We start from the raw sequence: 26,191 nt of genomic DNA, 5'->3' as shown, positions 1-26,191 counted from the left end.
GCACCGGCATGAAGGTCGGCGCGGTGATCATCACCATGGGCAACCGGCCCGATGAACTGCGCGCCCTGCTCGACTCGGTCGCCAAGCAGGACGGCGACCCGGTCGAGGTGGTCGTGGTCGGCAACGGCTCGCCCGTCCCGGACGTCCCCGAGGGCGTCCGCACGATCGAGCTGCCCGAGAACCTCGGCATCCCCGGTGGCCGCAACGTCGGCATCGAGGCCTTCGGACCCAGCGGTCGAGAAGTCGACATACTGATGTTCCTCGACGACGACGGCCTGCTGCCGAACCACGACACCGCGGCACTGTGCCGCGAGGCGTTCACCGAGGACCCGAAGCTCGGCATCGTCAGCTTCCGCATCGCCGACCCCGAGACCGGAGTCACCCAGCGCCGGCACGTCCCGCGGCTGCGCGCCTCCGACCCGATGCGTTCCTCCCGGGTCACGACCTTCCTCGGTGGCGCCAACGCCGTACGCACCCAGGTCCTCGCCGAGGTCGGCGGCCTGCCGGACGCGTTCTTCTACGCCCACGAGGAGACCGACCTCGCTTGGCGGGCCCTCGACGCGGGCTGGATGATCGACTACCGGTCCGACATGGTGCTGTACCACCCCACGACCGCGCCCTCCCGGCACGCGGTCTACCACCGCATGGTCGCCCGCAACCGCGTCTGGCTGGCCCGCCGGAACCTGCCCGCCCCGCTGGTCCCCGTCTACCTCGGTGTCTGGCTGCTGCTGACCCTGCTGCGCCGCCCGTCCCGGCCCGCCCTGAAGGCTTGGTTCGGCGGTTTCCGGGAAGGCTGGAGCACATCTTGCGGTCCGCGCCGGCCCATGAAGTGGCGTACGGTGTGGCGGCTCACCCGTCTGGGCCGTCCACCGGTCATCTGACAAGCTCGTATCCGAGAGCAGCCGGGCCGCACCGCGGCCCCACGCTCATGCCCTGCCTGTCCAGGCCGCGCATCTCGAAGACGAAAGTTACCCACCATTGAGTGAGACAACGCACGACGGCAAGGTCGCGACCAGCGCGCCCGTGTCGCCCGACCAGGGCCTCACGGCGGCACAGCTCGCCGCGAAGTACGACCTGGCGGTGAGCGGCGCTCGACCCTCGCTCGTCGAGTACGTACGCCAGCTCTGGGACCGGCGTCACTTCATCCTCGCGTTCTCGCGGGCGAAGCTGACCGCCCAGTACAGCCAGGCCAAGCTCGGCCAGCTGTGGCAGGTGGCGACCCCGCTGCTGAACGCCGGTGTGTACTTCGTCATCTTCGGCGTCATCCTCGACGCCAGCCGGGGCATGACGAAGGACGTCTACATCCCGTTCCTGGTCACGGGTGTCTTCGTGTTCACCTTCACGCAGAGCTCGGTCATGGCGGGAGTGCGTGCCATCTCCGGCAACCTCGGCCTGGTCCGCGCGCTGCACTTCCCGCGCGCCTCCCTGCCGATCTCCTTCGCGCTCCAGCAGCTCCAGCAGCTGCTGTTCTCGATGCTCGTGCTGTTCGCGGTGGCGGTCGGCTTCGGGCACTACCCGGACCTGTCCTGGGCGCTGATCGTGCCGGTGCTGGCTCTTCAGTTCCTGTTCAACACCGGCCTGGCGCTGATCATGGCCCGTGCCGGCGCCAAGACGCCCGACCTGGCCCAGCTGATGCCGTTCGTGATGCGCACCTGGATGTACGCGTCCGGCGTGATGTTCTCCATCCCGATCATGCTGGCCGACAAGCCCCAGTGGGTCGCCACGGTGCTCCAGTGGAACCCCGCGGCCCTCTACATGGACCTGATGCGCTTCGCGCTGATCGACGACTACGGCGCCGAGAACCTGCCCGACCACGTCTGGGCGGCGGCGGGCGGCTGGGCCGCGCTGTTCGCGCTCGGCGGCTTCGTGTACTTCTGGAAGGCGGAGGAAAGGTACGGCCGTGGCTGACGACATCCGGGACGAGCAGATGACCATGGCCGTCGCGGACGCGCAGACCCCGACGGTGATCGCCGACGAGCTGCACATCGTCTACCGCGTCAACGGCGCCAAGACCGGCAAGGGCAGCGCGACCGCGGCCCTGAGCCGCATCCTCAAGCGCGGCGAGGAGCGGGGCGTGCGCAAGGTGCACGCCGTGCGGGGCGTCTCCTTCGTCGCGTACAAGGGCGAGGCCATCGGCCTGATCGGCTCCAACGGCTCCGGCAAGTCGACCCTGCTGCGGGCCATCGCAGGTCTGCTGCCCGCCGAGAAGGGCCGCGTCTACACGCACGGCCAGCCCTCGCTGCTCGGCGTCAACGCGGCCCTGATGAACGACCTCACGGGGGAGCGGAACGTCATCCTGGGCGGTCTCGCCATGGGCATGTCCCGGGAGCAGATCAAGGAGCGCTACCAGGAGATCGTCGACTTCTCCGGGATCAACGAGAAGGGCGACTTCATCACCCTTCCGATGCGCACGTACTCCTCGGGCATGGCGGCCCGGCTGCGCTTCTCCATCGCCGCCGCCAAGGACCACGACGTCCTCATGATCGACGAGGCCCTGGCCACCGGTGACCGCAAGTTCCAGAAGCGCTCCGAGGAACGCATCCGGGAACTGCGCAAAGAGGCCGGCACGGTGTTTCTCGTCAGTCACAACAACAAGTCGATCCGTGACACCTGCGACCGGGTGCTGTGGCTGGAGCGCGGTGAGCTGCGCATGGACGGCCCGACCGAAGAGGTCATCAAGGAGTACGAGAAGTTCACGGGCAAGTAGTCCACCCCGCCCCGGACGAAAACGACCCCTCCGCTTGACCGGGCCCCGCCGGAACTGTTCCGGCGGGGCCCCGCGTCTGCAAAGGAAACGTCAACTTCCGGCCCCCTTAGGAATCTTGGGGCCAATCGGTGTGTTGTTGTGATGCGCAGGACACCCCGACGATCCTCGGCGCGTTGTACAACGTAAGCTGTACCGGTGCCCAATCGCGGCAAGTGGGGCGATAATGCGCGACACCCGCGCACAGGGACACCGTGCGGAAGGCCGGGCGGCGTGTCCGAAATAGTGTGTATTGGGTCGGCGGTGTAGAACGGGAGATGTGACGGCAATGGCTTCGGAAACTCCCCAGCTCAGCGCAGCACGTGCCGTCCCCGCCCCAGGCAGGCAGCGATGACGGAGACCGGCACGACGCGCCCCGGAGCGACGGAGCGCGGAACGCTCGACAAGGCCGCGGCGGAGAACTTCCCCGTGGCCCCCTTCTTCCTGCCCAGGGACTGGCGCGCCGACCTCATGGCGGTCTACGGCTTCGCGCGCCTCGTCGACGACATCGGTGACGGCGATCTCGCCCCCGGCGGCGCCGACGCCCGGCTGCTCGGCGTGTCGCCCGAGGAGGCCGAGGACCGGCTGCTCCTGCTCGACGCCTTCGAGGCCGACCTGAACCGGGTCTTCGACGGCACCCCGCACCACCCCCTGCTGCGCCGCCTCCAGCCCACGGTCCGCCGCTGCGCGCTGAGCCCCGAGCCCTTCCTCGGCCTGATCGCCGCCAACCGCCAGGACCAGCTCGTCACCCGCTACGAGACCTACGACGACCTGCTCGCCTACTGCGAGCTCTCCGCCAACCCCGTCGGCCGTCTCGTGCTCGCCGTCACCGGCACCTCGACCCCCGAGAGGGTCCGCCTCTCCGACGCGATCTGCACCGCCCTCCAGATCGTCGAACACCTCCAGGACGTCGCCGAGGACCTCGGCCGCGACCGGATCTATCTGCCCGCCGCGGACATGAAGCGCTTTCATGTCCAGGAGGCGGATCTCGCCCCGAAAAGCGCAGGCGCATCGGTGCGCGCTCTGGTTGCATACGAAGCACAACGCGCCCGCGAACTCCTGAATGAAGGCGCCCCCCTGGTGGGTAGCGTCCACGGCAGACTGAAGCTGCTGCTCGCAGGGTTCGTGGCGGGGGGAAGGGCGGCGCTCCGCGCGATCGCCGCCGCAGAACACGACGTACTTCCCGGCCCGCCCAAGCCCGGCAAGCTCCAGCTGCTGCGCGAGGTGGGCGTCGCTCTGCGAGGAGAGGGGTGATCCGGACCGTGGAGTCACCGTCGCACGTGTCCGCACCGGTACTCGCCGCCTACAGCTACTGCGAGGCAGTGACCGGACAGCAGGCGCGCAACTTCGCGTACGGCATCAGGCTGCTGCCGACGTCCAAGCGGCGCGCGATGTCGGCGCTCTACGCGTTCTCGCGGCGCGTCGACGACATCGGCGACGGCGCGCTGGCGCACGACGTCAAGGCCGCGAGACTCGAGGACACCCGGGCGATGCTGACCCGGGTGCGCGAGGGTTCGGTCGACGAGGACGACACCGACCCGGTGGCCGTCGCCCTCGCCCATGCCGCGGAGACCTTCCCGATCCCGCTCGGCGGCCTCGACGAACTGATCGACGGCGTCCTGATGGACGTACGCGGCGAGACCTACGAGACCTGGGACGACCTGAAGGTGTACTGCCGCTGTGTGGCGGGCGCCATCGGGCGGCTCTCGCTCGGCGTCTTCGGCACCGAACCCGGGGCGCGCGCCGCCGAACGCGCGCCGGAGTATGCCGACACGCTCGGTCTCGCGCTCCAGCTCACCAACATCCTCAGAGACGTCCGTGAGGACGCCGAGGGCGGCCGCACCTATCTCCCGGCCGACGACCTCGCGAAGTTCGGCTGCTCGGCCGGCTTCAAGGGGTCGCAACCACCCGAGGGAGCCGACTTCGCGGGCCTCGTGCACTTCGAAGTGCGTCGGGCCCGCGCCCTTTTCGCCGAGGGCTACCGGCTGCTCCCCATGCTGGACCGGCGCAGCGGTGCCTGTGTCGCCGCGATGGCCGGCATCTACCGCCGGCTGCTCGACCGCATCGAGCGCGACCCCGAGGCGGTGCTGCGCGGCCGGGTCTCGCTCCCCGGACGCGAGAAGGCGTTCGTCGCGGTTCGCGGCCTGTCGGGGCTGGACGCCCGGCACGTGACGCGACAGACCGTCAGGAGGCGCGCCTGATGGGAGATGTGGACAATCCGGTCCAAGGTGATGCCGCAGGAGGAAAGCGGCACGCAACCCTCCGCTCCAGGACGGCGTCCCTGACTGCGACGGTCGGCCGTGCGCCGTTCCCGCAGCACGGCGGCCGCGCAGGGGAGGGTGTGCGATGACCGACGGGCAGCAGCCGGCGCGGGACGCCGTCGTGATCGGCGGCGGGCTCGCCGGGATCACCGCCGCGCTCGCGCTCGCCGACGCCGGAGTCCGCGTCACCCTGCTCGAAGGACGGCCCCGCCTCGGCGGACTCGCCTTCTCCTTCCAGCGCGGCGACCTGACCGTCGACAACGGCCAGCATGTCTACCTGCGGTGCTGCACCGCCTACCGCTGGTTTCTCGACCGCATCGAGGGCACGGCGCTGGCACCCTTGCAGGATCGTCTCGACGTGCCCGTTCTCGACGCGGACCGGCCCGCGGGCCGACGGCTCGGCAGACTACGGCGCGACGCGCTGCCGGTGCCCCTGCATCTGGGGCGTAGCCTCGCCACGTACCCGCATCTCTCGCTCGCCGAGCGCGCCAAAGTGGGGCGTGCCGCGCTAGCGCTCAAGGGACTCGACCTCGCCGATCCGAGCCTGGACGCACAGGACTTCGGCAGCTGGCTGACCGCGCACGGTCAGTCGGCGCGTGCCGTCGAGGCCCTGTGGGACCTGGTCGGGGTCGCCACCCTCAACGCGGTCGCGGGCGACGCCTCGCTGGGGCTCGCCGCGATGGTGTTCAAGACCGGTCTGCTGTCCGACCCGGGCGCGGCCGACATCGGCTGGGCTCACGTCCCGCTGGGTGAACTGCACGACCGGCTGGCCCGCAAGGCGCTCGACTCCGCGGGCGTGCGTACCGAGGTCCGTACACGCGTCACCTCCATCTCCACTGACGACAACGGCACTTGGAGCGTCCAGGTTCCCGGGGAGACGCTCCGCGCGGACGCGGTCGTGCTCGCCGTGGCCCAGGGCGAGGCCGCTGACCTGCTGCCCGAGGGTGCGCTCGACGCCCCGGAAAATCTTCGGGCGATCGGCACCGCGCCGATCCTGAACGTCCATGTCGTCTATGACCGCAAGGTGCTCGACACACCGTTCTTCGCCGCCCTCGGCAGCCCCGTGCAGTGGGTCTTCGACCGCACAGACGCCTCCGGACTGCGTGCGGGCCAGTACCTCGCCCTGTCCCAGTCGGCCGCGCAGGACGAGATCGACTCACCGGTGGCCGAGCTGCGCGAGCGGTACCTGCCCGAGCTGGAGCGGCTGCTCCCGCTCACGCGCGGCGCCGAGGTCAAGGACTTCTTCGTGACCAGGGAGCGCACGGCCACGTTCGCCCCGACCCCCGGCGTCGGACGGCTCAGGCCCGGCGCCCGTACCAGAGCCCCCGGCCTCTACCTGGCCGGCGCGTGGACCGCCACAGGGTGGCCCGCGACCATGGAGAGTGCGGTCCGCAGCGGTGTGAGTGCGGCGGACGCCGTACTGAGCACCCTGGGCCGGCCCCGCCCCGCCCGCCTCTTCGACGTCGAGGAGGCCGCGTGATGCTCGACCAGCACGGCGTATCCGGCCCCAGCACCTCCGGTACCGCAACAAGAGGAGAGACTGTGCCCACTGTGCCCCCCGCCGAGACGGCTGCTCGGAGGACCGCGGTGGACGTGACCGCGCTCCTGGAGCGCGGCCGGACCCTGGCCACACCGGTGCTGAAGGCGGCCGTCGACCGTCTCGCGCCCCCGATGGACACCGTTTCCGCCTACCACTTCGGCTGGATCGACGCCCAGGGCAACCCCGCGGACGGCGACGGCGGCAAGGCCGTGCGCCCCGCCCTCGCCGTGCTCTCGGCCGAGGTCACCGGCGCGGCTCCGGAGACCGGCATCCCCGGCGCGGTCGCCGTCGAACTGGTCCACAACTTCTCGCTGCTGCACGACGACCTGATGGACGGCGACGAGCAGCGCCGCCACCGCGACACCGTGTGGAAGGTGCACGGACCCGCCCAGGCCATCCTGGTCGGCGACGCGCTGTTCGCCCTCGCCAACGAGGTCCTGCTGGAGCTCGGCACCGTCGAGGCCGGCCGCGCCACCCGCCGCCTCACCACCGCCACCCGCGCCCTCATCGACGGCCAGGCCCAGGACATCTCCTACGAGCACCGCGACCGCGTCAGCGTCGAGGAGTGCCTGGAGATGGAGGGCAACAAGACCGGCGCCCTGCTCGCCTGCGCCTGCTCCATCGGCGCTGTCCTCGGCGGCGCCGACGACCGCACCGCCGACGTCCTGGAGAAGTACGGCTACCACCTCGGCCTCGCCTTCCAGGCCGTCGACGACCTCCTCGGCATCTGGGGCGACCCGGTCTCCACCGGCAAGCAGACCTGGAGCGACCTGCGTCAGCGCAAGAAGTCCCTGCCGGTCGTGGCCGCGCTCGCGGCGGGCGGTGCCGCCTCCGAGCGGCTCGGCGAGATCCTCGCCGCCGACGCCAAGAGCAGCGACTTCGAGAACTTCTCCGAGGAGGAGTTCGCGGCCCGTGCCGCCCTCATCGAGGAAGCGGGCGGCCGCGAGTGGACGGCGGCGGAAGCCCGCCGTCAGCACACCATCGCCATCGAAGCCCTCGACGCCGTCGACATGCCCGAGCGGGTGCGGGCGCAGTTCACGGCGCTGGCCGACTTCGTCGTCGTACGAAAGAGATGATCATTATCGGCCGAATAGCCCTCGCGTAGTCGCCGGCCGGTGCTGCGAGGAAAGGAAAGGCACCGGCCGACGGCGGACCCACAGCAGAGCACCACATTGCACACTGCACGAAGGGGAAGCCATGACAGCGACGACCGACGGAAGCACCGGGGCCCTGCCGCCCCGGGCTGCCGCGGCCAGCGAAACCCGTCTCGACACTCCCGTGGCGGCCGGGGTACAAGAAGCCGCCGTGCGCGCCGTCCAGCGCGCCACCGACCACCTGCTCGCCCGGCAGGACGCCGAGGGCTGGTGGAAGGGCGACCTCGAGACCAACGTCACCATGGACGCCGAGGACCTGCTGCTCCGTCAGTTCCTCGGCATCCGCGACGAGTCGACCACCCGGGCCGCCGCGAAGTTCATCCGTGGCGAGCAGCGCGAGGACGGCACCTGGGCCAGTTTCTACGGCGGTCCCGGCGAACTCTCCACCACCGTCGAGGCGTACGTCGCCCTTCGCATGGACGGCGACGCTCCGGACGCCCCGCACATGGCGAAGGCCTCCGCGTGGATCCGCGCCCAGGGCGGGATCGCCTCCGCCCGGGTGTTCACGCGGATCTGGCTCGCCCTGTTCGGCTGGTGGAAGTGGGAGGACCTGCCCGAACTCCCGCCGGAGCTCATCTACTTCCCCAAGTGGGTTCCTCTCAACATCTACGACTTCGGCTGCTGGGCCCGCCAGACCATCGTCCCGCTGACGATCGTCTCCGCGAAGCGCCCGGTGCGGCCCGCGCCCTTCCCGCTCGACGAACTGCACGCCGACCCGGCCGACCCCAACCCGGCCAAGCCGCTCGCCCCGGTGGCGAGTTGGGACGGAGCCTTCCAGCGGCTCGACAAGGCCCTGCACCAGCTGCGCAAGGTCGCCCCGCGCAGACTCCGCAGAGCCGCGATGAACTCCGCGGCTCGCTGGATCATCGAGCGGCAGGAGAACGACGGCTGCTGGGGCGGCATCCAGCCCCCCGCCGTGTACTCGGTGATCGCCCTGCACCTGCTCGGCTACGACCTCGAACACCCGGTCATGCGGGCCGGGTTGGAGTCCCTGGACCGCTTCGCCATCTGGCGCGAGGACGGGTCCCGGATGATCGAAGCCTGTCAGTCGCCGGTGTGGGACACCTGCCTCGCCACCATCGCCCTCGTCGACGCGGGAGTGCCCGCCGACCATCCGCAGCTCCTCCGGGCGGCCGACTGGATGCTCGGCGAGGAGATCGTCCGGCCCGGCGACTGGGCCGTCAAGCGTCCCCAACTCCCGCCGGGAGGATGGGCGTTCGAGTTCCACAACGACAACTACCCCGACATCGACGACACCGCCGAGGTCGTCCTCGCGCTGCGCCGGGTCCGGCACCACGACCCCGAGCGGGTCGAGCGGGCCATCGGGCGCGGGGTGCGCTGGAACCTCGGGATGCAGTCGAAGAACGGCGCCTGGGGCGCCTTCGACGTCGACAACACCAGCCCGTTCCCCAACCGCCTGCCGTTCTGCGACTTCGGCGAGGTCATCGACCCGCCGTCCGCCGACGTCACCGCCCACGTGGTGGAGATGCTGGCAATCGAGGGCCTCTCGCACGACCCGCGCACGCGGCGCGGCATCGACTGGCTGCTCGCCGAACAGGAGCCGGACGGCTCGTGGTTCGGACGCTGGGGCGTCAACTACATCTACGGCACCGGGTCGGTGGTGCCCGCGCTCACGGCCGCCGGACTGCCCGCCGCGCACCCGGCGATCCGCCGGGCCGTCGCCTGGCTGGAGACGGTGCAGAACGACGACGGCGGCTGGGGCGAGGACCTGCGCTCCTACCGGTACGTCAAGGAGTGGAGCGGCCGCGGCGCCTCCACGGCCTCCCAGACCGCCTGGGCGCTGATGGCGCTGCTCGCGGCGGGGGAGAGGGAATCCAAGGCCGTCGAGCGCGGCATCGCATGGCTCGCGAGCACCCAGCGTGAGGACGGCTCCTGGGACGAACCCTACTTCACCGGAACCGGCTTCCCCTGGGACTTCTCCATCAACTACCACCTCTACCGGCAGGTCTTCCCGCTCACCGCGCTGGGCCGTTACGTCCATGGAGAACCGTTCTCCCGGACCGAGGCCCTCTGATGAGCGCCGGGCCCGCCACCGCCCCCCTGCTGATCGCCTGCGCCCTCGGCATCGAGCACCTCGCCCTGCGCACCGGTGACCGCGGCGGGGCCGGCGGGCCGGTCACCGTGCTCCGGACCGGCATGGGGCCGAGGGCGGCCGAACGGGCCGTCACCGAGGCCCTCGCGAACCCCGCGCTCGACGGGGCCGCCGTTCTCGCCACCGGCTTCTGTGCGGGCCTCGCCCCCGGGATGCACCCCGGCGACCTGGTGGTCGCCGAGGAGACCCGGGATCCGGACGGAACCGTTCCCTGTATGCAGACCGACCTACTCGTCAAGGAGCTCGTACAGGCCGTACCGGGACGTACGGTGCACACCGGACCTCTCACCGGCTCCGATCACGTCGTCCGCGGTCACGAGCGGTCGGAGCTGCTCGCGACCGGCGCGATCGCGGTCGACATGGAGTCCGCGGCCACGCTCCTGAGCGCCGTGCGCGCGGGCGAGCGCCCCGTTGCGGCCGTCCGGGTGGTCGTGGACGCTCCACAACATGAACTCGTCCGGATCGGCACGGTACGCGGTGGAATATCGGCCTTCCGCGTCCTTCGTTCCGTCCTTCCCGCTTTCTACGAATGGCACCGTTCCTTGCTGCTCCCCCGGAGGTGAGCCAGATGGCCATGCCGCTGCGTCAGTCCATCAAGGTCGCTACATACTTGGCCGAACAGAAGCTCCGCAAGCGGGACAAGTTCCCTCTGATCGTGGAGCTGGAACCTCTCTTCGCATGCAACCTGAAGTGTGAGGGCTGCGGCAAGATCCAGCATCCGGCGGGGGTGCTCAAGCAGCGCATGCCGGTGGCCCAGGCAGTCGGGGCGGTGTTGGAGTCCGGTGCGCCGATGGTGTCCATCGCCGGCGGTGAGCCGCTGATGCACCCTCAGATCGACGAGATCGTGCGGCAGTTGGTGGCGAAGAAGAAGTATGTCTTCCTCTGCACCAACGCGATGCTGCTGCGCAAGAAGATGGACAAGTTCACGCCCTCCCCCTATTTCGCCTTCGCGGTGCACATCGACGGGCTGCGCGAGCGGCACGACGAGTCCGTGGCGAAGGAGGGCGTGTTCGACGAGGCCGTGGAGGCGATCAAGGAGGCCAAGCGGCGCGGCTTCCGGGTCACCACCAACTCGACCTTCTTCAACACCGACACCCCGCAGACCATCATCGAGGTGCTCAACTTCCTCAACGACGACCTCAAGGTCGACGAGATGATGATCTCGCCCGCCTACGCCTACGAGAAGGCGCCCGACCAGGAGCACTTCCTGGGCGTGGAGCAGACCCGCGAGCTGTTCAAGAAGGCCTTCGCGGGCGGCAACCGCAAGAAGTGGCGGCTCAACCACTCCCCGCTCTTCCTGGACTTCCTGGAGGGCAAGGTCGACTTCCCGTGCACGGCCTGGGCGATCCCCAACTACTCCCTGTTCGGCTGGCAGCGCCCCTGCTACCTGATGAGCGACGGGTACGTGCCGACGTACCGCGAACTCATCGAGGAGACCGACTGGGACAAGTACGGCCGCGGCAAGGACCCGCGCTGCGCCAACTGCATGGCGCACTGCGGCTACGAGCCCACCGCCGTCCTCGCCACCATGGGCTCGCTCAAGGAGTCGCTGCGCGCCATGCGCGAGACGGTCTCCGGAAACCGCGAGTAGTGCCATGACCGCCATTCCCTTGGGCGTCCCCGAGGTACCGGTCCGGCCGATCGCCGAGCGGCGCGTGTCGCGGCAGATCATGGTCGGGCCGGTGGCGGTCGGGGGCGGGGCCCCGGTGTCGGTGCAGTCGATGACGACGACCCGTACGTCGGACATCGGCGCCACGCTCCAGCAGATCGCCGAACTCACCGCGTCCGGCTGCCAGATCGTCCGCGTCGCCTGTCCCACGCAGGACGACGCGGACGCGCTGGCGACCATCGCGCGCAAGTCGCAGATCCCCGTGATCGCGGACATCCACTTCCAGCCGAAGTACGTGTTCGCGGCGATCGAGGCCGGCTGCGCGGCCGTACGCGTCAATCCGGGCAACATCAAGCAGTTCGACGACAAGGTCAAGGAGATCGCGCGGGCCGCGAAGGACCACGGCACGCCGATCCGGATCGGGGTCAACGCCGGGTCGCTGGACCGCCGGCTGCTCCAGAAGTACGGCAGGGCGACGCCGGAGGCGCTGGTGGAGAGCGCGCTGTGGGAGGCGTCGCTCTTCGAGGAGCACGGGTTCCGGGACATCAAGATCTCGGTGAAGCACAACGACCCCGTGGTGATGGTCAGCGCGTACCAGCAGCTGGCCGAGCAGTGCGACTATCCGCTCCACCTGGGGGTCACGGAGGCCGGGCCCGCGTTCCAGGGGACGATCAAGTCGGCCGTGGCCTTCGGGGCGCTGCTGTCCCGGGGCATCGGCGACACCATCCGGGTGTCCCTGAGCGCCCCGCCCGCCGAGGAGGTCAAGGTCGGCATCCAGATCCTGGAGTCGCTGGGGCTCAGGCAGCGGCGCCTGGAGATCGTGTCGTGTCCGTCCTGCGGGCGGGCGCAGGTCGACGTCTACAAGCTGGCCGACGAGGTCACGGCGGGTCTGGAGGGCATGGAAGTGCCCTTGCGGGTCGCGGTGATGGGGTGTGTGGTCAACGGTCCCGGCGAGGCGCGGGAGGCGGACCTGGGGGTCGCCTCCGGCAACGGCAAGGGGCAGATCTTCGTGAAGGGCGAGGTCGTCAAGACCGTCCCGGAGTCGAAGATCGTGGAGACCCTCATCGAGGAGGCGATGAAGATCGCCGAACAGATGGAGAAGGACGGCGCCTCGGGGGAGCCCGCCGTCACCGTGAGCTGAACAGCACGGACCGAAGGGGGCCCGAGCGTGACCATTCTGGAGAACATCCGGGGACCACGCGACCTGAAGGCGCTGTCCGAATCGGATCTCGGTGAACTGTCCGAAGAGATCAGGGAGTTCCTGGTGCACGCGGTCGCCAGGACCGGCGGCCACCTCGGGCCCAACCTGGGGGTGGTGGAACTGACCATCGCGCTCCACCGGGTCTTCGAGTCGCCGGTCGACCGCATCGTCTGGGACACCGGCCATCAGAGCTATGTGCACAAGATCCTGACAGGGCGTCAGGACTTCTCCAAGCTGCGCGGCAAGGGCGGTCTGTCGGGCTACCCCTCGCGGGAGGAGTCCGAGCACGACATCGTCGAGAACAGCCACGCCTCCACCGCGCTCGGGTGGGCCGACGGGCTCGCCAAGGCCCGCCAGGTGCAGGGCGAGAAGGGGCATGTCGTCGCGGTCATCGGCGACGGGGCGCTGACCGGCGGCATGGCCTGGGAGGCGCTGAACAACATCGCGGCCGCCAAGGACCGGCCGCTGATCATCGTCGTCAACGACAACGAGCGCTCCTACTCGCCGACCATCGGCGGCCTCGCCAACCACCTGGCCACCCTGCGCACCACCGACGGCTACGAGAAGGTGCTGGCCTGGGGCAAGGACGTACTCCTGAGGACCCCGCTGGTGGGCGGCACCATCTACGAGTCCCTGCACGGGGCGAAGAAGGGCTTCAAGGACGCCTTCGCCCCGCAGGGCATGTTCGAGGACCTCGGGCTGAAGTACGTCGGCCCGATCGACGGACACGACATCGGGGCCGTGGAGTCGGCGCTCCGGCGGGCGAAGCGGTTCCACGGGCCAGTGCTCGTGCACTGCCTGACCGAGAAGGGTCGGGGCTACGAGCCCGCCCTCGCCCACGAGGAGGACCACTTCCACACCGTCGGTGTGATGGACCCCCTCACCTGCGAGCCGCTGGCGCCCTCGGGCGGGCCTTCCTGGACCTCGGTGTTCGGCGACGAGATCGTCGCGATCGGGGAGGAGCGCGAGGACGTCGTGGCGATCACGGCGGCCATGCTGCACCCGGTCGGCCTCGGCAAGTTCGCCGCCCGGTTCCCGGACCGGGTCTGGGACGTCGGCATCGCCGAGCAGCATGCGGCGGTCTCCGCGGCCGGCCTCGCGACGGGCGGACTGCACCCCGTCGTCGCCGTCTACGCGACCTTCCTGAACCGCGCCTTCGACCAGCTCCTGATGGATGTCGCCCTGCACCGCTGCGGGGTCACGTTCGTCCTGGACCGGGCCGGGGTCACGGGGGTCGACGGGGCCTCGCACAACGGCATGTGGGACATGTCGATCCTCCAGGTCGTGCCCGGCCTCAGGATCGCCGCGCCCCGCGACGCCGACCAGCTGCGGGCGCAGCTCAGGGAAGCGGTCGCCGTGGACGACGCGCCGACGCTGGTGCGGTTCCCGAAGGAGTCGGTGGGGCCCGCGGTCCCGGCCGTGGACCACGTGGGCGGCATGGACGTGCTCCGTCGCGGGGCACGGCCCGAGGTGCTTCTCGTCGCCGTCGGCGTCATGGCGCCCGTCTGCCTCCAGGCGGCCGAGCTGCTGGAGGGGCGCGGCATCGACTGCACGGTCGTGGACCCCCGGTGGGTCAAGCCCGTCGACCCCGCGCTGCCGGGCCTCGCTGCCGAGCACCGGCTGGTGGCCGTCGTCGAGGACAACAGCCGGGCCGCCGGGGTCGGAGCCGCGGTCGCGCTGGCTCTCGGGGACGCCGAAGTCGACGTGCCGGTACGGCGGTTCGGGATCCCGGAGCAGTTCCTCGCGCACGCCAAGCGCGGCGAGGTGCTCGCCGACATCGGGCTGACGCCGGTCGAGGTGGCGGGGCGGATCAGCGCGAGCCTTGCCGTCAAGGACCAGGTCGGAGCCGTCGGGCGGCAACAGGGCGAAGTCAAGGAGAAGGAATGAGCACGGAGTTCGACCTCGGCAGACTCCTGGCCGAGCGCGGAGCCGAGCGGTACGAGCTGCACGGGAAGTACCTGAACCACCAACTCCCTCGCATGCTGCACACCATCGGCTTCGACAAGGTCTACGAGCGCGGCGAGGGCGCGTACTTCTGGGACGCGGACGGCAACGAGTACCTCGACATGCTCGCCGGGTTCGGGGTGATGGGCCTCGGGCGTCACCACCCCGTCGTCCGCAAGGCACTGCACGACGTCCTCGACGCCCAGCTCGCCGACCTCACCCGCTTCGACTGCCAGCCGCTGCCCGGGCTGCTGGCCGAGAAGCTCCTCGCCCACAGCCCGCACCTGGACCGGGTGTTCTTCGGCAACAGCGGTACGGAGGCGGTGGAGACCGCGCTGAAGTTCGCCCGGTACGCCACCGGCAGGCCGCGGGTCCTGTACTGCGACCACGCCTTCCACGGACTGACCACCGGCTCGCTCTCGGTCAACGGCGAGTCCGGCTTCCGGGACGGCTTCGCACCCCTGCTGCCCGACACGGCGGTACCGCTCGGTGATCTCGACGCCCTGGCCCGGGAGTTGAAGAAGGGCGACGTGGCCGCCCTGGTCGTCGAGCCGATCCAGGGCAAGGGGGTGCACGAGGCCCCGCCCGGCTATCTGCGGTCCGCGCAGGAACTGCTGCGCCGGCACAAGGCGTTGCTCATCGCGGACGAGGTGCAGACCGGGCTCGGGCGCACCGGGGACTTCTACGCCTACCAGCACGAGGACGGGGTCGAGCCCGACCTGGTCTGCGTGGCCAAGGCGCTCTCCGGCGGCTATGTGCCGGTCGGGGCCACGCTCGGCAAGGACTGGATCTTCAAGAAGGTCTACTCGTCCATGGACCGGGTGCTGGTGCACTCGGCGAGCTTCGGCTCCAACGCACAGGCCATGGCGGCGGGGCTCGCGGTCCTGTCGGTCATGGAGAACGAGCAGATCGTCGCCAACGCCCGCGCGACGGGCGAACTGCTGAGGTCCCGGCTCGCGGCGCTCGTCGACAAGTACGAGCTGCTCGCCGACGTCCGCGGCCGGGGCCTGATGATCGGCATCGAGTTCGGCAAGCCCAGGTCGCTCAAGCTGCGCGGTCGCTGGACCATGCTCCAGGCCGCCCGCAAGGGCCTGTTCGCGCAGATGGTCGTCGTACCGCTGCTCCAGCGGCACCGCATCCTCACCCAGGTCTCCGGCGACCACCTGGAGGTCATCAAGCTGATCCCGCCGCTCGTCGTCGGCGAGAAGGAAGTGGACCGGTTCGTCGACGCTTTCACCGATGTCATGGACGACGCGCACAGCGGCAGCGGGCTGATGTGGGACTTCGGCAGGACACTGGTGAAGCAGGCGGTGGCCAACCGGTGACGCCGTAACAGGCGGTGGCCCTCCGCTGAGGCTGGACTGTGAACGTCTTTGCCTCTGAGGCAAGAAATTTGCCGCGGAGGCAAAGGTGCGGCTGAATGGAGACATGAGCTCCCCGGAAGCCTTCACGGAGCTGCCCTCGGTGGCTCCCCAGCTTCGCGCGCTGCGCCGCCGCGCCTCCCTCACCCTGGAGGCCGCGGCCGCCGCCGCGGGGCTGTCGGCCGCCCACCTCTCCCGCCTGGAGACCGGGCAGCGCCAGCCCTCGCTGCCGATGCTGCTCGCGCTCGCCCGCATCTACGGTACGACGGTGTCGGAACTCCTCGGCGAGACGGTCGTCGACCGGGACGCCGTGGTGCGCGCCGCAGACATGGAGCCCACCGCGGCCGGCGGCTGGACCTACTTCCAGGCCGGCGCCTCCGGACGCGGCATGCAGGCCCTGCGGGTGCGCGTACCGCACGGCTCCCAGGGCGACATCGTGCGGGTGCACCCCGGCGAGGAATGGCTGTACGTCCTGCGCGGACGGTTGCGCCTGCGCCTCGGCGACGCCACGCACGGACTCGGGCCCGGCGACAGCGCGCACTTCGACTCGCTGACCCCGCACCGCATCGCCGCCCAGGATCCCGAGGGAGTCGAGCTCCTGTTCGTCCACACCCTGTTGCAGAGTCCCACGGCCACCCTGTGCCTGGGCCCCACCCCTGGAGAGACACCATGAGCGACATGGAGGAGAAGTTTCCCCGCGCCCTGTGGGTACGCCTTCTCATCTACCTGGCGGCCGGACACGTCTTCGCCGCCTTCCTCTACCTGCTCTTCGAGGTCGGAGCCGGACAGTAGGGGCCGTACGACTCAGTCGAGCAGGCGCTCCCGCAGCCGCTCGCGGATCTCGGGGGTGAGGCCGAGACCTTCCTCCAGGTAGGTGTCGACATCGCCCCAGCTCTCCTCGATGGTCTCGAATGCGGCCTCCAGATATGCGGCGCGCGCTTCGAACAGCGGGCTGAGCAGCTCCATGACCTCGGGGGAGTACGCGTCGGCGGAGGTGCTGGTGCGGCGGACCTTGTAGCGGCGGTGCTTGGCGTTCGACTCCAGGTAGTCGGCCACGATCGCCTCGCGCTCCACGCCCAGGGCGAGCAGGGTCACCGCCACGGCCAGGCCCGCGCGGTCCTTGCCGGCCGCGCAGTGCATGAGGGCGGGGACGCTGTCCTCGGCGAGGGAGCGCACCACCTGGGAGTGCTCGGCGGTGCGCTCCTTGATCATCGTGCGGTAGGAGCCGGTCATCCGCGCCGCGGCCTTGCCGTCGCCGAGCAGCTCCCGCAGCTGCTCGATGTCCCCGTCCCGGACCATCTTCCAGAACCAGGTGCCCTCCGCCGGGTCGCTCAGCGGCAGATTCACATTGGTGACGCCCGGCAGCTCGACGTCGGGGCCCTCCAGCTTCTGGTCCGCCGCGTTGCGGAAGTCGAAGATCGTGTGCAGGCCGAGCGAGGACAGGAAGGCGGCGTCGTCCTCCGTCGCGTGCGCGAGGTGGCCACTGCGGAACAGCACCCCGTACCGCACCCGACGTCCGTCCACCGTCCGCAGTCCGCCCACGTCACGGAAGTTGCGGACTCCGGCGAGCTCGGGTTCGGTCGACGGGATCTGCTGCGTCACGGGGGCTCCTCCCAGCCGGGCACCGTCGGCGCTGCTCGTCGACGGGCACGCTCTCGACCATACGACATGGCTTCCTGGGGCAATGAGTTGTCCACAGGCCTGGCAATCGGGTTGTCCACAGGCGTTGCAGCAGGGGCCCCCGGCCATTGATGATGTTGCTGCCTGAGCGCACCTGTTGGCACCTGTTCGAATCTGTGAGGGGCACCACCATGCTGGAGATCGCCGAGAACGGCCGTACGTGGATTCTGTCCGGGCCGGCCAGCAGTTACGCCCTGCACCTCACCCCCGAGGACGAGCTGCTGCATCTGCACTGGGGGCCCCGGATCGCCCTCGCCGACGCCGAGGCGCTCGCGGTGCGCCCGCTGCCGGAGTACTGGCCCTTCGAGTCCCGGCTCGACGGGCGCGAGGAGTACCCGGTCGAGGGCGGCCCCCGCTTCACCCGCCCCGCGCTGTCCGTGCGCACCGCCGAGCGCCGCGGCACCGAATGGACCTTCGAGGCCCATGACACCGAGGGCGACGAGCTGCGGCTGCGGTTCCGCGACGGCGGCCTGGCCATCACCCTGCACTACCGGATGCGCCACGACGTCCTGGAGCGCTGGGTGACCCTGGTCAACCAGGGCCCGGACCCCGTCGAGCTGCTGCGCGCCGACTCCGCGACCTGGACCCTGCCCGACCGCGAGGACGGCTGGCGGCTCTCCCAGCTGCACGGCCGCTGGGCCGCCGAGTCCCTGCTCACCCAGACCCCGCTCACCTACGGCGAGAAGGTCATCGGCAGCCGCCGCGGCCACACCGGCCATCAGCACCTGCCCTGGGTCGCGCTCGACACCGACGCCACCGAGGAGCGCGGCGAGGTCTACGGGGCCGCCCTCGGCTGGTCGGGGTCCTGGCGCATCGCCGTCGCCCAACTCCCCGACGCGCGCGTGCAGATAACCGGCGGTGCCGGCTACGACGAGTCCGGCCTGCTCAGCCTGGGCGGGGGCGAGTCCTTCACGACGCCCGTCTTCGCCGGACTCTGGAGCGACGGCGGTTTCGGCGGCGCGAGCCGGGCCTGGCACGCCTACCAGCGGGCGTTCGTCATCCCGGACGCCGACCAGGACCGGCCGGTGCTGTTCAACTCCTGGGAGGCCACCAACTTCGACATCTCCGAGGAGCAGCAGGGCGCCCTGGCCCGCCGGGCCGCCGCGGCCGGGATCGAGCTGTTCGTGGTCGACGACGGCTGGTTCGGCACCCGCACCAGCGACCGGGCCGGGCTCGGCGACTGGAGCCCCAACCCCGACCGCTTCCCTGCCGGTCTCAAGCCCCTCGGCGACTCCGTGCACGCGCTCGGCATGCAGTTCGGCATCTGGGTCGAGCCGGAGATGGTCAACCCGGACAGCGAGCTGTACCGCGCCCACCCGGACTGGGTGCAGTACCAAGAGGGACGAAAGCGGACGGAGTTCCGCAATCAGCTCGTACTGAACCTCGCGCGCGAGGACGTCCAGGAGTACCTCTGGGAGCAGCTCGACACCCTGCTGTCGAGCGCCCCGATCGACTACGTCAAGTGGGACTTCAACCGCTGCTTCACCGACGCCGGCTGGCCCGGGGACCCCTACCCGCAGCGCCTGTGGGTGGACCATGTGCACGGCTTCTACGCCCTGCTGGACCGGCTGCGTGCCGCCCACCCCGGCGTCGCCTTCGAGTCCTGCTCGGGCGGCGGCGGCCGGATCGACCTCGGGGTGCTCAGCCGGACCGACCAGGTGTGGACCTCGGACAACACCGACCCGCTCGACCGTCTCGCCATCCAGCACGGCTTCAGCCAGATCCACCCCGCGCGCGTGATGGCCGCCTGGGTCACCGACAGCCCCAACACCCAGCTCAACGACCGTGTGAGCTCGCTGAGGTTCCGGTTCGTCAGCTCCATGGCCGGGGTGCTCGGGGTTGGGGGCGACCTCACGGAGTGGTCCGAGGAGGAGCTCGCCGAGGCCCGCCGCTGGGTGGACCTCTACAAGGAGATCCGGCCCGTGGTCCAGCGTGGCGACCAGTACCGGCTGCGTCCTCCGCGGGGCGGGCTGAGCGCGGTGCAGTACGTCCTCGGCGAGGAGACGGTCGTGCTCGCCTGGCTTCAGGCCCAGCACTACGGGGAACCCGTGCCGGCGGTGCGGCTGCGCGGGCTCGACCCGACGGCGTCGTACGAATGCCTCGAAACGGGCGAAGTTCACCGAGGGGCCGTATTGCTGCATCACGGACTTCGCACCGGTCTGCGGGGTGACCTCGATGCGGCAGTTTTCCGGCTGCGCCGCATCTAGGGCTTCTGTCCGAATTGCTGGGTTCTTTCCAACTCCTTCCGAAGTGCGGGATCTTGGGAATTCGTGACGTGAGGAGCGTCATATCCGTGACGGTGTGTCGCACGGCATGTTCACGTAATCCGCATAATTCCCAAGGGGGTTTGCGTGGGTGACGGGCTTCCGATTGACGCAGGGTGACCGGTAATCCCCATAAGGGATCAAGGGGAACGCATTCCCGCGGAACCCCTCACTTGTCCCTTTGCGTCTTGCTCGTTTACGTTCGCCACCGATCCGGTCGGACGCCCAATCCTGCCGCCGAACGGATTCCGCACACACTCACCCGTGACGGCAGGAGCGGGGGACCCACAGGCAGTACCGCCTGTTCCGGTCTCCGGAACAGGCTTGGGGTTTAGCCGCGTCCCGACGCGGCCGGGCATCTCCAGCTCGCACCCGACAGCTCACCTCGCAGGCGCCGGAGAGGAATTCGTCATGCCCGCGAAGGGTAAGCACCGCCGCCCGAAGTCCCAGCGCTTCACCCGCTCGATAGCCGTCGCCGGCACCGGAGGCGCCGCGCTCGCGCTGCCGCTGATGGGAGCCACCGGCGCCCACGCCGCCACCTCGCAGTCGGTGCCGGAAAAGGCAGTTCAGTCGCTTCCGGTCACGCAGAAGACCGCCGAGAAGTCGGCCGAGAGGACCGCCGCCAGGAAAGACACCGCGAAGGCCTCGACCGTGCGCACCTATTCGGTGCGCGTCGGCGACTGCCTCTCGGAGATCGCGGACGAGCAGAATGTCGCCGGTGGCTGGAAGAAGCTCTATGCCGACAACCGCGAGGCCGTCGGCGACGACCCCTCGCTGATCCACCCCGGCCTGAAGCTGTCGATCGGCAAGAAGGCGGCCCCGGGCGCGACGAAGACCGGATCCCCGGCCAAGTCGTCCGCCCCGAAGGCATCTTCCCCGAAGCCGGAGAAGGCGGAGGCGAAGCCGGCGGCCGCGACCCAGAGCTCCGGCAGCTCCAGCGGCTACACCCTGCCGGTCACCGGCGCCACCATCGGCACCGGGTACCACGTGGCGGGTGCCATGTGGTCCAGCGGCTACCACACCGGCGTCGACTTCGTCGTGCCCACCGGCACCCCGCTCAAGGCCGTCGCCGCGGGCACGGTCGTCTCCGCGGGCTGGGGCGGTGCCTACGGCAACCAGGTCGTCATCAAGCTGAACGACGGCTACTACGCCCAGTACGCCCACCTCTCGCAGCTCTCGGTGTCGGCCGGTCAGACCGTGTCCGAGGGGCAGCAGATCGGTCTCTCCGGCGCCACCGGCAACGTGACGGGACCGCACCTGCACTTCGAGATCCGCACCACGCCGGACTACGGCTCGGACGTGGACCCGGTCGCCTACCTCCGCTCGAAGGGCGTCGCCGTCGGCTGACCCCGCCCCTGTGCCACCGAAGGCCGGACCCCGATCCCCGGGTCCGGCCTTCGGTGTTCGGTAACGACTTCCGGGTGTGGCGGTCGCATCGCCAACAGTGGTGATCAGGGACCTATTCCTGGTTTGGCCAACACTTTAGGAGTGGCTTATCTCACCGCACGTCAAGGTCTTCCTACGGTCGCGTAGGTCACATTCGAAGGTGAATCATGAACCGCTGTGGCAGACGATTCGAAGAATGACAGCAGATCAGTGATCGGGTCGTACGTGGCGGTGGGGGACAGCTTCACCGAGGGCGTCGGCGACCCCGGCCCCGACGGGGCGTTCGTCGGCTGGGCCGACCGGTTCGCGGTGCTCCTCGCCGACCGGCGGCCCGAGGGCGAATTCAGGTACAGCAATCTCGCCGTGCGCGGAAAGCTGCTCGACCAGATCGTCGAGGACCAGCTTCCGCAGGCCGTCGAACTGGCACCGGACCTGGTGTCGTTCTGCGCCGGCGGCAACGACATCATCCGGCCCGGCACCGACCCCGACGAGGTCGCCGAGCGCTTCGAGCGGGCCGTCGCCCGGCTCACCGAGGCGTGCGGCACCGTCATGGTGACCACAGGCTTCGACACCCGTGGCGTGCCCGTGCTCAAGCACCTGCGCGGCAAGATCGCCACGTACAACGGCCATGTGCGGGCCGTCGCCGACCGGTACGGGTGCCCGGTGCTCGATCTGTGGTCCCTGAAGACGATCCAGGACCGGCGGGCCTGGGACCACGACCGGCTGCACCTGTCCGCGGAGGGGCACACGCGTGTGGCGCTCCGTGCGGGGCAGGTCCTCGGCCTGGAGGTCCCGGCCGACCCCGACCAGCCATGGCCACCGCTGCCGCCCCGCGGCCCACTGGACGTGCGGCGCGACGACGTCCACTGGGCACGGGAGTTCCTGGTGCCGTGGATCGGCCGCCGACTGCGCGGGGAGTCCTCCGGCGACCATGTGACGGCCAAGGGCGTGCTCTCCCCGGACGACATCAAGACACGGATCGCTTCGGTGGCCTGAGTGCAAGAGCACGGGGCGGGTTAGCTGGGACAACCGGGCTACGGCGTAGGGGCCGGGCGACGGGAGTTCCAGCGCTCCGTTGGCCGTCCGGCGCCGGGAGTTGTCCGGCGGCCGGGCCGGCCGGCGGCGGCGACGGGTGGTCCGCAGTGTGCGGGCTCGTGGCTACGGCTACGGCGTCAACGTCGTCCTGTCCAGGCCCAGTTCGCGGGCCAAGGCCTCGTCGACCCACTCCTGGGCGCGGGTCCGGGGGACCGCTCCGGCGTAGGACGTCAGCTGTACGGCGAGGCCGTCCAGGAGGGCCGTGAGGCGCAGGGCCGTGGCCTGTGGGTCCGGGCAGTGGAACTCGCCCGCCGTGACACCCTCGGCGATCACCTCCGCAAGGGCTGCCTTCCAGCGCCGGTCGAGATCACGGGTGACCTCCTGGAGGGCCGGTTCGCGCAGCGCCACCGCCCAGCCCTCGATCCACAGCCGCCACCCCTTGGCCTGGCCCGTCGGGGCGTACCAGCGCACGGCCGAGCGGAGCCGGCGCAGGGCGCTCGTGCGGCGGCCGAGGAGCTTGCGCAGATGCGCGAGATCGTCCTCGGCGGCGAAGGTGAACGCGGCGGCGACCAGCTTCTCCTTCGTCGAGAAGTGATAGAGCACCAGGGCGTTGCTCACCCCGAGCGCCGACGCCACGTCGGCGATCCTGACGGCCGCCACGCCCCGCGCCTCGATCTGCTCGATGGCCGCCCGCAGCAGCTCCTCGCGCCGCTCGGCCACTGTCAACCGCACTCTCGCCACGAGCTCACCCTAATCCGTCGGCCCGGAGCACACCGCCCGGCCGGGGCGAGGTCAGCGGTACCAGCCGAACCGCTCCGCGATCACCGGCAGCCGGTCCGCGACCAGCGCGTGAGCTGCGGCGCGCGGCGAGGTGCCGTCGGCCTCCGCGCGTGCCAGCATCTGCTCGACCAGGGCGCGCATGGAACGCCGTATGTGAGAGAAGGCCGCGTCCGCGTCGGCGTCGATGTCACCGAACAGGGTCCACCACCACCAGGCGTTCGTCCCGGAGTTGACCACCACGTCCGGCAGCACGGTGACCCCGCGCGCGGCCAGCATCGCCTCCGCCGCGGGCAGGACCGGCATGTTGGCGGCCTCGACGATCCAACGGGCCCGGATCCGCGCCTGGTTGCCGGTGTCGATCGCGTACGAGACCGCCGCGGGCACCAGCACCTCCGCGTCCGACGACAGCCAGGACTCGCCGGGCAGTTCACGGTCGGCGGGACGCAACACGGAGCGGTCCACGGTGCCGTAGGGATCCCGGGCGGCCAGCAGCGCCTCGACGTCGAGGCCGGCGGGATTGTGGATCGTGCCCTTGATGTCCGCGACGGCCACCACGGTGAGCCCCGCGCGGGTGAGGAAGCGGGCCGTGGCCCCGCCCATGGTGCCCAGCCCCTGCACGGCCACGCGCGTGCCCGCGTACGGCACCCCGGCCCGGTCCAGGGCCGCGAGCGCCGACTCGGCGACCCCACAGCCGCCCGCCAGCTCGTCGAGACCGATGCCGTCCACCTCGACGGCGAAGGCGTCCGCGAGCCGCCGTCGGGCCGCGGTCGCGTCGTCGAGCAGCGGGTAGACCGCCTGGATCGAGGAGACAAGGCCGGCCTCGGCGGCCGCCCGGTCCACCAGGTCCTGGCTGAGACCGAGATCCTCACCGGTCGTCCAGAGGCTCTCGACGTACGGGCGCATGGCGCGCAGGTAGCGCACGAGCAGTGCGTACGCCTCCGGGTCCCGGGGGTCGCAGTCGATGCCGCCCTTCGCGCCGCCCAGGGGGACGTACCGTGCGGCGGGGTCGTAGTGCAGCGCCTCCTTCATGGTCATGCCGCGGGCGAGGCCGGTGACCTCCTCCAGGGTGCAGCCCGGGCGCATCCGCAGACCGCCGCTGGCGACACCCCGCACCAGCCGGTCGACGACCAGGAAGCCATTGCGGCCGGTGACGTGGTCGGTCCAGGTGAGCGACAGCAGGGGGGTGGTCACGCGGGCTCCGGGGCGGCTGAAGGGTTACTGAACGGGGAGTCAGTATTGACATCGGGGTCCGTGCTGTCAACGTGAGGTCGGGTCCCCTGTCAACGTGAACCCCTCCTGCGGCGTCCTTACGCATGTGACCGGGCAGACCCCGGCACTGTCAGAGGGGCGGACCATAATGGATGCCTCAGCTTCTCCACCTGGAGGTACCGTGACCGGCTTCCGTTCCCTGAGCTCCGGGCTCCGCGCGGTGCAGCCCGCGGCCTTCGGTGCGGACCCGAGCGGCGAGCGCATGGCGCGCATCCGCAGATCCCCCCACTTCAAGGACGGCGTCTTCCAGAACCCGGGCGGGAACCCCACGCGGACCCGCCCCGACGCCTCGCCGCTGGACTTCGCCAAGGTCTTCTTCGACAGCGACAGCCGGCCCCGGCGCGCCCCCGAAGGCCGGATCCCGGTGCACCCCACGACCCTCGCCGACCTCTCCAGGCCGCCCGCCACCGGGCTGCGGCTGACCTGGATGGGCCACTCCAGCGTCCTCGCCGAGATCGACGGACGCCGGGTGCTGTTCGACCCCGTCTGGGGCGAGCGCTGCTCCCCGTTCCCCTTCGTCGGGCCCAAGCGGCTCCACCCGGTGCCGCTGCCGCTCGCCGCGCTCGGCCCGGTCGACGTGGTCGTGATCTCCCACGACCACTACGACCATCTGGACATGCCCACGATCAAGGCACTCGCCGGGACGGACACGGTGTTCGCCGTGCCGCTCGGGGTGGGGGCGCATCTCGAGCACTGGGGCGTGTCCGCGGACCGGCTGCGCGAGCTGGACTGGCACGAGTCGACCCAGGTCGCCGGGCTGACGCTGACGGCCACGCCGGCCCGGCACTTCTGCGGACGCGGGCTGCGGAACACCCAGCACACGCTGTGGGCCTCCTGGGTGGTCTCCGGCGAGGAGCACCGGGTCTACCACAGCGGTGACACCGGCTATTTCGACGGCTTCAAGGACATCGGCGCGGCCTTCGGGCCCTTCGACGCCACGATGATCCAGCTCGGCGCGTACTCCGACCTGTGGCCGGACATCCACATGACCCCCGACGAGGCACTGCGGTCCCATCTGGATCTCCAGGGCGGGGACGCGGCGCAGGGGGTACTGCTGCCGATCCACTGGGGGACGTTCAATCTCGCGGCCCATGCGTGGGCGGAGCCGGCCGAGCGGACGATGCTTCTGGCGCACAAGGCCGGGGTCGCGATGGCTTCGCCGCGGCCGGGGGAGCCGTTCGAGCCGGGCGCGGTGCCGGTGGTCGACCCGTGGTGGCGGGCGGTGGCCAAGGCGCCTGTCGGGGGATGGGACGCGTTGCCCACGGCGGCGGGGGAGCCGGAGGCCGTGCTGGAGGGCTGAGGGCTCTGCCGGCCGGGCTCCGTTGCGAGGCTGAGGGCCGGGGCCTGAGGGCTGGGGCCTGAGTTCGGGTGGTGTGGGGTGTCGGGTGCTTGCGGCGGTGATGATTCCGCCGGGGGCGCGCGGCACCCCTTTGTGATGCGCACTTTCGGGCGTGGCGGGGGCGGCGGCGTTGTCCCTCATGGACACGCTCAGTGACGTTCGGGAAGGCTTGGGCCAATGGTCTGGCAGGGCTTTGCCGGGCGGTCGTCCTCGAAAAGGCGGCTGATGTGATGACCGGGGTGCGCGTACGTCCCAAGGTCTCGTCGTGCGCTTCTGAACACCTTTGACCAGGGCTGATCGGTAATCACTCGTTCGAGCGCGGCTGTCCGATCGGCTTGTCGGTCTGTCGTGCGAAGCCTCATACCAGAGTGGGACGCCTACCGGAGGACTTTGTCAACTGCCGCTCGCACATGATGCCTTGGCGACTACTGTGAGTGTCCGCCGGGCGACGAGAGGTTGAAGTATTCGGTTCTCTCGACCGGTACGCCACGACGCATGCCCACGGTGGACCG

The 26,191-nt window shown here is 70.4% G+C and carries 23 protein-coding genes and 1 riboswitch; of the genes, 20 read left to right on the top strand and 3 right to left on the bottom strand.

From position 1 onward, the window contains the following. Positions 1-8 precede the first annotated feature (8 nt). The 16 genes from H295_RS0111055 (at position 9) to H295_RS43120 (ending at position 16,718) form a co-directional block, all read left to right on the top strand. The gene (locus H295_RS0111055) at positions 9-881 is read left to right on the top strand and encodes a glycosyltransferase (RefSeq protein WP_020135424.1); all 873 of its coding nucleotides are present in this window, start codon (positions 9-11) and stop codon (positions 879-881) included. Positions 882-978: 97 nt separating this feature from the next. After that, on the top strand, positions 979-1,908 hold the full coding sequence (locus tag H295_RS0111050) for an ABC transporter permease (RefSeq protein ID WP_020135423.1): 930 nt from the start codon (positions 979-981) through the stop codon (positions 1,906-1,908). Positions 1,909-1,927: 19 nt separating this feature from the next. After that, a complete protein-coding gene (locus H295_RS0111045; RefSeq protein ID WP_028809250.1) occupies positions 1,928-2,707 on the top strand; it encodes an ABC transporter ATP-binding protein in 780 nt (259 codons plus the stop codon). Positions 2,708-3,094: 387 nt separating this feature from the next. Further along, a complete protein-coding gene (gene hpnC, locus H295_RS0111040) occupies positions 3,095-3,997 on the top strand; it encodes a squalene synthase HpnC (protein WP_020135421.1) in 903 nt (300 codons plus the stop codon). Further along, positions 3,994-4,944 carry a presqualene diphosphate synthase HpnD gene (gene hpnD, locus H295_RS0111035; RefSeq protein WP_020135420.1) on the top strand — a complete coding sequence of 317 codons (951 nt, stop codon included), beginning with the start codon at positions 3,994-3,996 and terminating at the stop codon, positions 4,942-4,944. The genes hpnC and hpnD overlap by 4 nt, the downstream gene beginning before the upstream one ends. Continuing rightward, positions 4,944-5,093 (top strand): DUF6380 family protein, encoded by a 150-nt coding sequence (locus H295_RS47875; protein WP_234021591.1) that lies wholly within the window; start codon positions 4,944-4,946, stop codon positions 5,091-5,093. The genes hpnD and H295_RS47875 overlap by 1 nt, the downstream gene beginning before the upstream one ends. Further along, a complete protein-coding gene (hpnE, locus tag H295_RS0111030; RefSeq protein WP_020135419.1) occupies positions 5,090-6,484 on the top strand; it encodes a hydroxysqualene dehydroxylase HpnE in 1,395 nt (464 codons plus the stop codon). The genes H295_RS47875 and hpnE overlap by 4 nt, the downstream gene beginning before the upstream one ends. Before the next feature lie 71 nt (positions 6,485-6,555). Beyond that, complete coding sequence (locus H295_RS0111025; protein WP_028809249.1) at positions 6,556-7,620, top strand: polyprenyl synthetase family protein; 1,065 nt, start codon at positions 6,556-6,558, stop codon at positions 7,618-7,620. Between the two features lie 121 nt (positions 7,621-7,741). Further along, entirely contained in the window at positions 7,742-9,733 is a 1,992-nt protein-coding gene (gene shc, locus H295_RS0111020) for a squalene--hopene cyclase (protein ID WP_020135417.1), read from the top strand. After that, entirely contained in the window at positions 9,733-10,374 is a 642-nt protein-coding gene (locus tag H295_RS0111015; protein WP_020135416.1) for a hypothetical protein, read from the top strand. The genes shc and H295_RS0111015 overlap by 1 nt, the downstream gene beginning before the upstream one ends. A gap of 5 nt (positions 10,375-10,379) precedes the next feature. Next, the gene (gene hpnH / locus H295_RS0111010) at positions 10,380-11,402 is read left to right on the top strand and encodes an adenosyl-hopene transferase HpnH (RefSeq protein WP_020116602.1); all 1,023 of its coding nucleotides are present in this window, start codon (positions 10,380-10,382) and stop codon (positions 11,400-11,402) included. Positions 11,403-11,406: 4 nt separating this feature from the next. Next, positions 11,407-12,561: a flavodoxin-dependent (E)-4-hydroxy-3-methylbut-2-enyl-diphosphate synthase gene (gene ispG / locus H295_RS0111005; RefSeq protein ID WP_020135415.1), complete on the top strand. Its 1,155-nt coding sequence runs from the start codon at positions 11,407-11,409 to the stop codon at positions 12,559-12,561. A 27-nt stretch (positions 12,562-12,588) separates the two neighbouring features. Next, positions 12,589-14,508 (top strand): 1-deoxy-D-xylulose-5-phosphate synthase, encoded by a 1,920-nt coding sequence (gene dxs / locus H295_RS0111000; RefSeq protein ID WP_020135414.1) that lies wholly within the window; start codon positions 12,589-12,591, stop codon positions 14,506-14,508. Further along, positions 14,505-15,890 carry an aspartate aminotransferase family protein gene (locus tag H295_RS0110995; protein WP_020135413.1) on the top strand — a complete coding sequence of 462 codons (1,386 nt, stop codon included), beginning with the start codon at positions 14,505-14,507 and terminating at the stop codon, positions 15,888-15,890. The genes dxs and H295_RS0110995 overlap by 4 nt, the downstream gene beginning before the upstream one ends. Positions 15,891-15,993: 103 nt before the next feature. Then, positions 15,994-16,599, top strand: coding sequence for a helix-turn-helix domain-containing protein (locus H295_RS0110990; RefSeq protein ID WP_020135412.1), 606 nt, complete (start codon positions 15,994-15,996; stop codon positions 16,597-16,599). Beyond that, positions 16,596-16,718: a DUF6126 family protein gene (locus H295_RS43120; protein ID WP_020135411.1), complete on the top strand. Its 123-nt coding sequence runs from the start codon at positions 16,596-16,598 to the stop codon at positions 16,716-16,718. Before H295_RS0110990 ends, H295_RS43120 begins: the two co-directional genes overlap by 4 nt. Before the next feature lie 12 nt (positions 16,719-16,730). Here H295_RS43120 and H295_RS0110980 read toward each other — a convergent pair whose 3' ends face one another. Next, on the bottom strand, positions 16,731-17,528 hold the full coding sequence (locus H295_RS0110980; RefSeq protein ID WP_020135410.1) for a tyrosine-protein phosphatase: 798 nt from the start codon (positions 17,526-17,528) through the stop codon (positions 16,731-16,733). Between the two features lie 209 nt (positions 17,529-17,737). Between H295_RS0110980 and H295_RS0110975 the strand changes: the two genes are divergently transcribed. The 3 genes from H295_RS0110975 (at position 17,738) to H295_RS0110965 (ending at position 22,252) form a co-directional block, all read left to right on the top strand. Continuing rightward, a complete protein-coding gene (locus H295_RS0110975; RefSeq protein WP_020135409.1) occupies positions 17,738-19,813 on the top strand; it encodes an alpha-galactosidase in 2,076 nt (691 codons plus the stop codon). Positions 19,814-20,115: 302 nt separating this feature from the next. Then, a riboswitch (cyclic di-AMP (ydaO/yuaA leader) is annotated at positions 20,116-20,277 on the top strand. A 4-nt stretch (positions 20,278-20,281) separates the two neighbouring features. Then, positions 20,282-21,217, top strand: coding sequence for a M23 family metallopeptidase (locus H295_RS0110970; RefSeq protein ID WP_020135408.1), 936 nt, complete (start codon positions 20,282-20,284; stop codon positions 21,215-21,217). 249 nt (positions 21,218-21,466) lie between these two features. Continuing rightward, positions 21,467-22,252, top strand: coding sequence for an SGNH/GDSL hydrolase family protein (locus H295_RS0110965; protein WP_020135407.1), 786 nt, complete (start codon positions 21,467-21,469; stop codon positions 22,250-22,252). 168 nt (positions 22,253-22,420) lie between these two features. Here H295_RS0110965 and H295_RS0110960 read toward each other — a convergent pair whose 3' ends face one another. Both H295_RS0110960 and H295_RS0110955 read right to left on the bottom strand, forming a co-directional pair. Then, positions 22,421-23,032, bottom strand: a complete 612-nt coding sequence (locus H295_RS0110960) for a TetR/AcrR family transcriptional regulator (protein ID WP_028809248.1) — start codon at positions 23,030-23,032, stop codon at positions 22,421-22,423. Between the two features lie 51 nt (positions 23,033-23,083). Beyond that, positions 23,084-24,262 (bottom strand): glutamate dehydrogenase, encoded by a 1,179-nt coding sequence (locus tag H295_RS0110955; RefSeq protein WP_020135405.1) that lies wholly within the window; start codon positions 24,260-24,262, stop codon positions 23,084-23,086. A gap of 199 nt (positions 24,263-24,461) precedes the next feature. Here H295_RS0110955 and H295_RS0110950 point away from each other — a divergent pair, with 199 nt between their 5' ends. Beyond that, positions 24,462-25,640 carry an MBL fold metallo-hydrolase gene (locus H295_RS0110950; protein WP_020135404.1) on the top strand — a complete coding sequence of 393 codons (1,179 nt, stop codon included), beginning with the start codon at positions 24,462-24,464 and terminating at the stop codon, positions 25,638-25,640. Positions 25,641-26,191: the final 551 nt, after the last annotated feature.

This window comes from Streptomyces sp. 351MFTsu5.1, assembly GCF_000383655.1.
Lineage (GTDB): Bacteria > Actinomycetota > Actinomycetes > Streptomycetales > Streptomycetaceae > Streptomyces > Streptomyces griseorubiginosus.
This window is presented reverse-complemented; position numbering and strand designations above follow the sequence as displayed.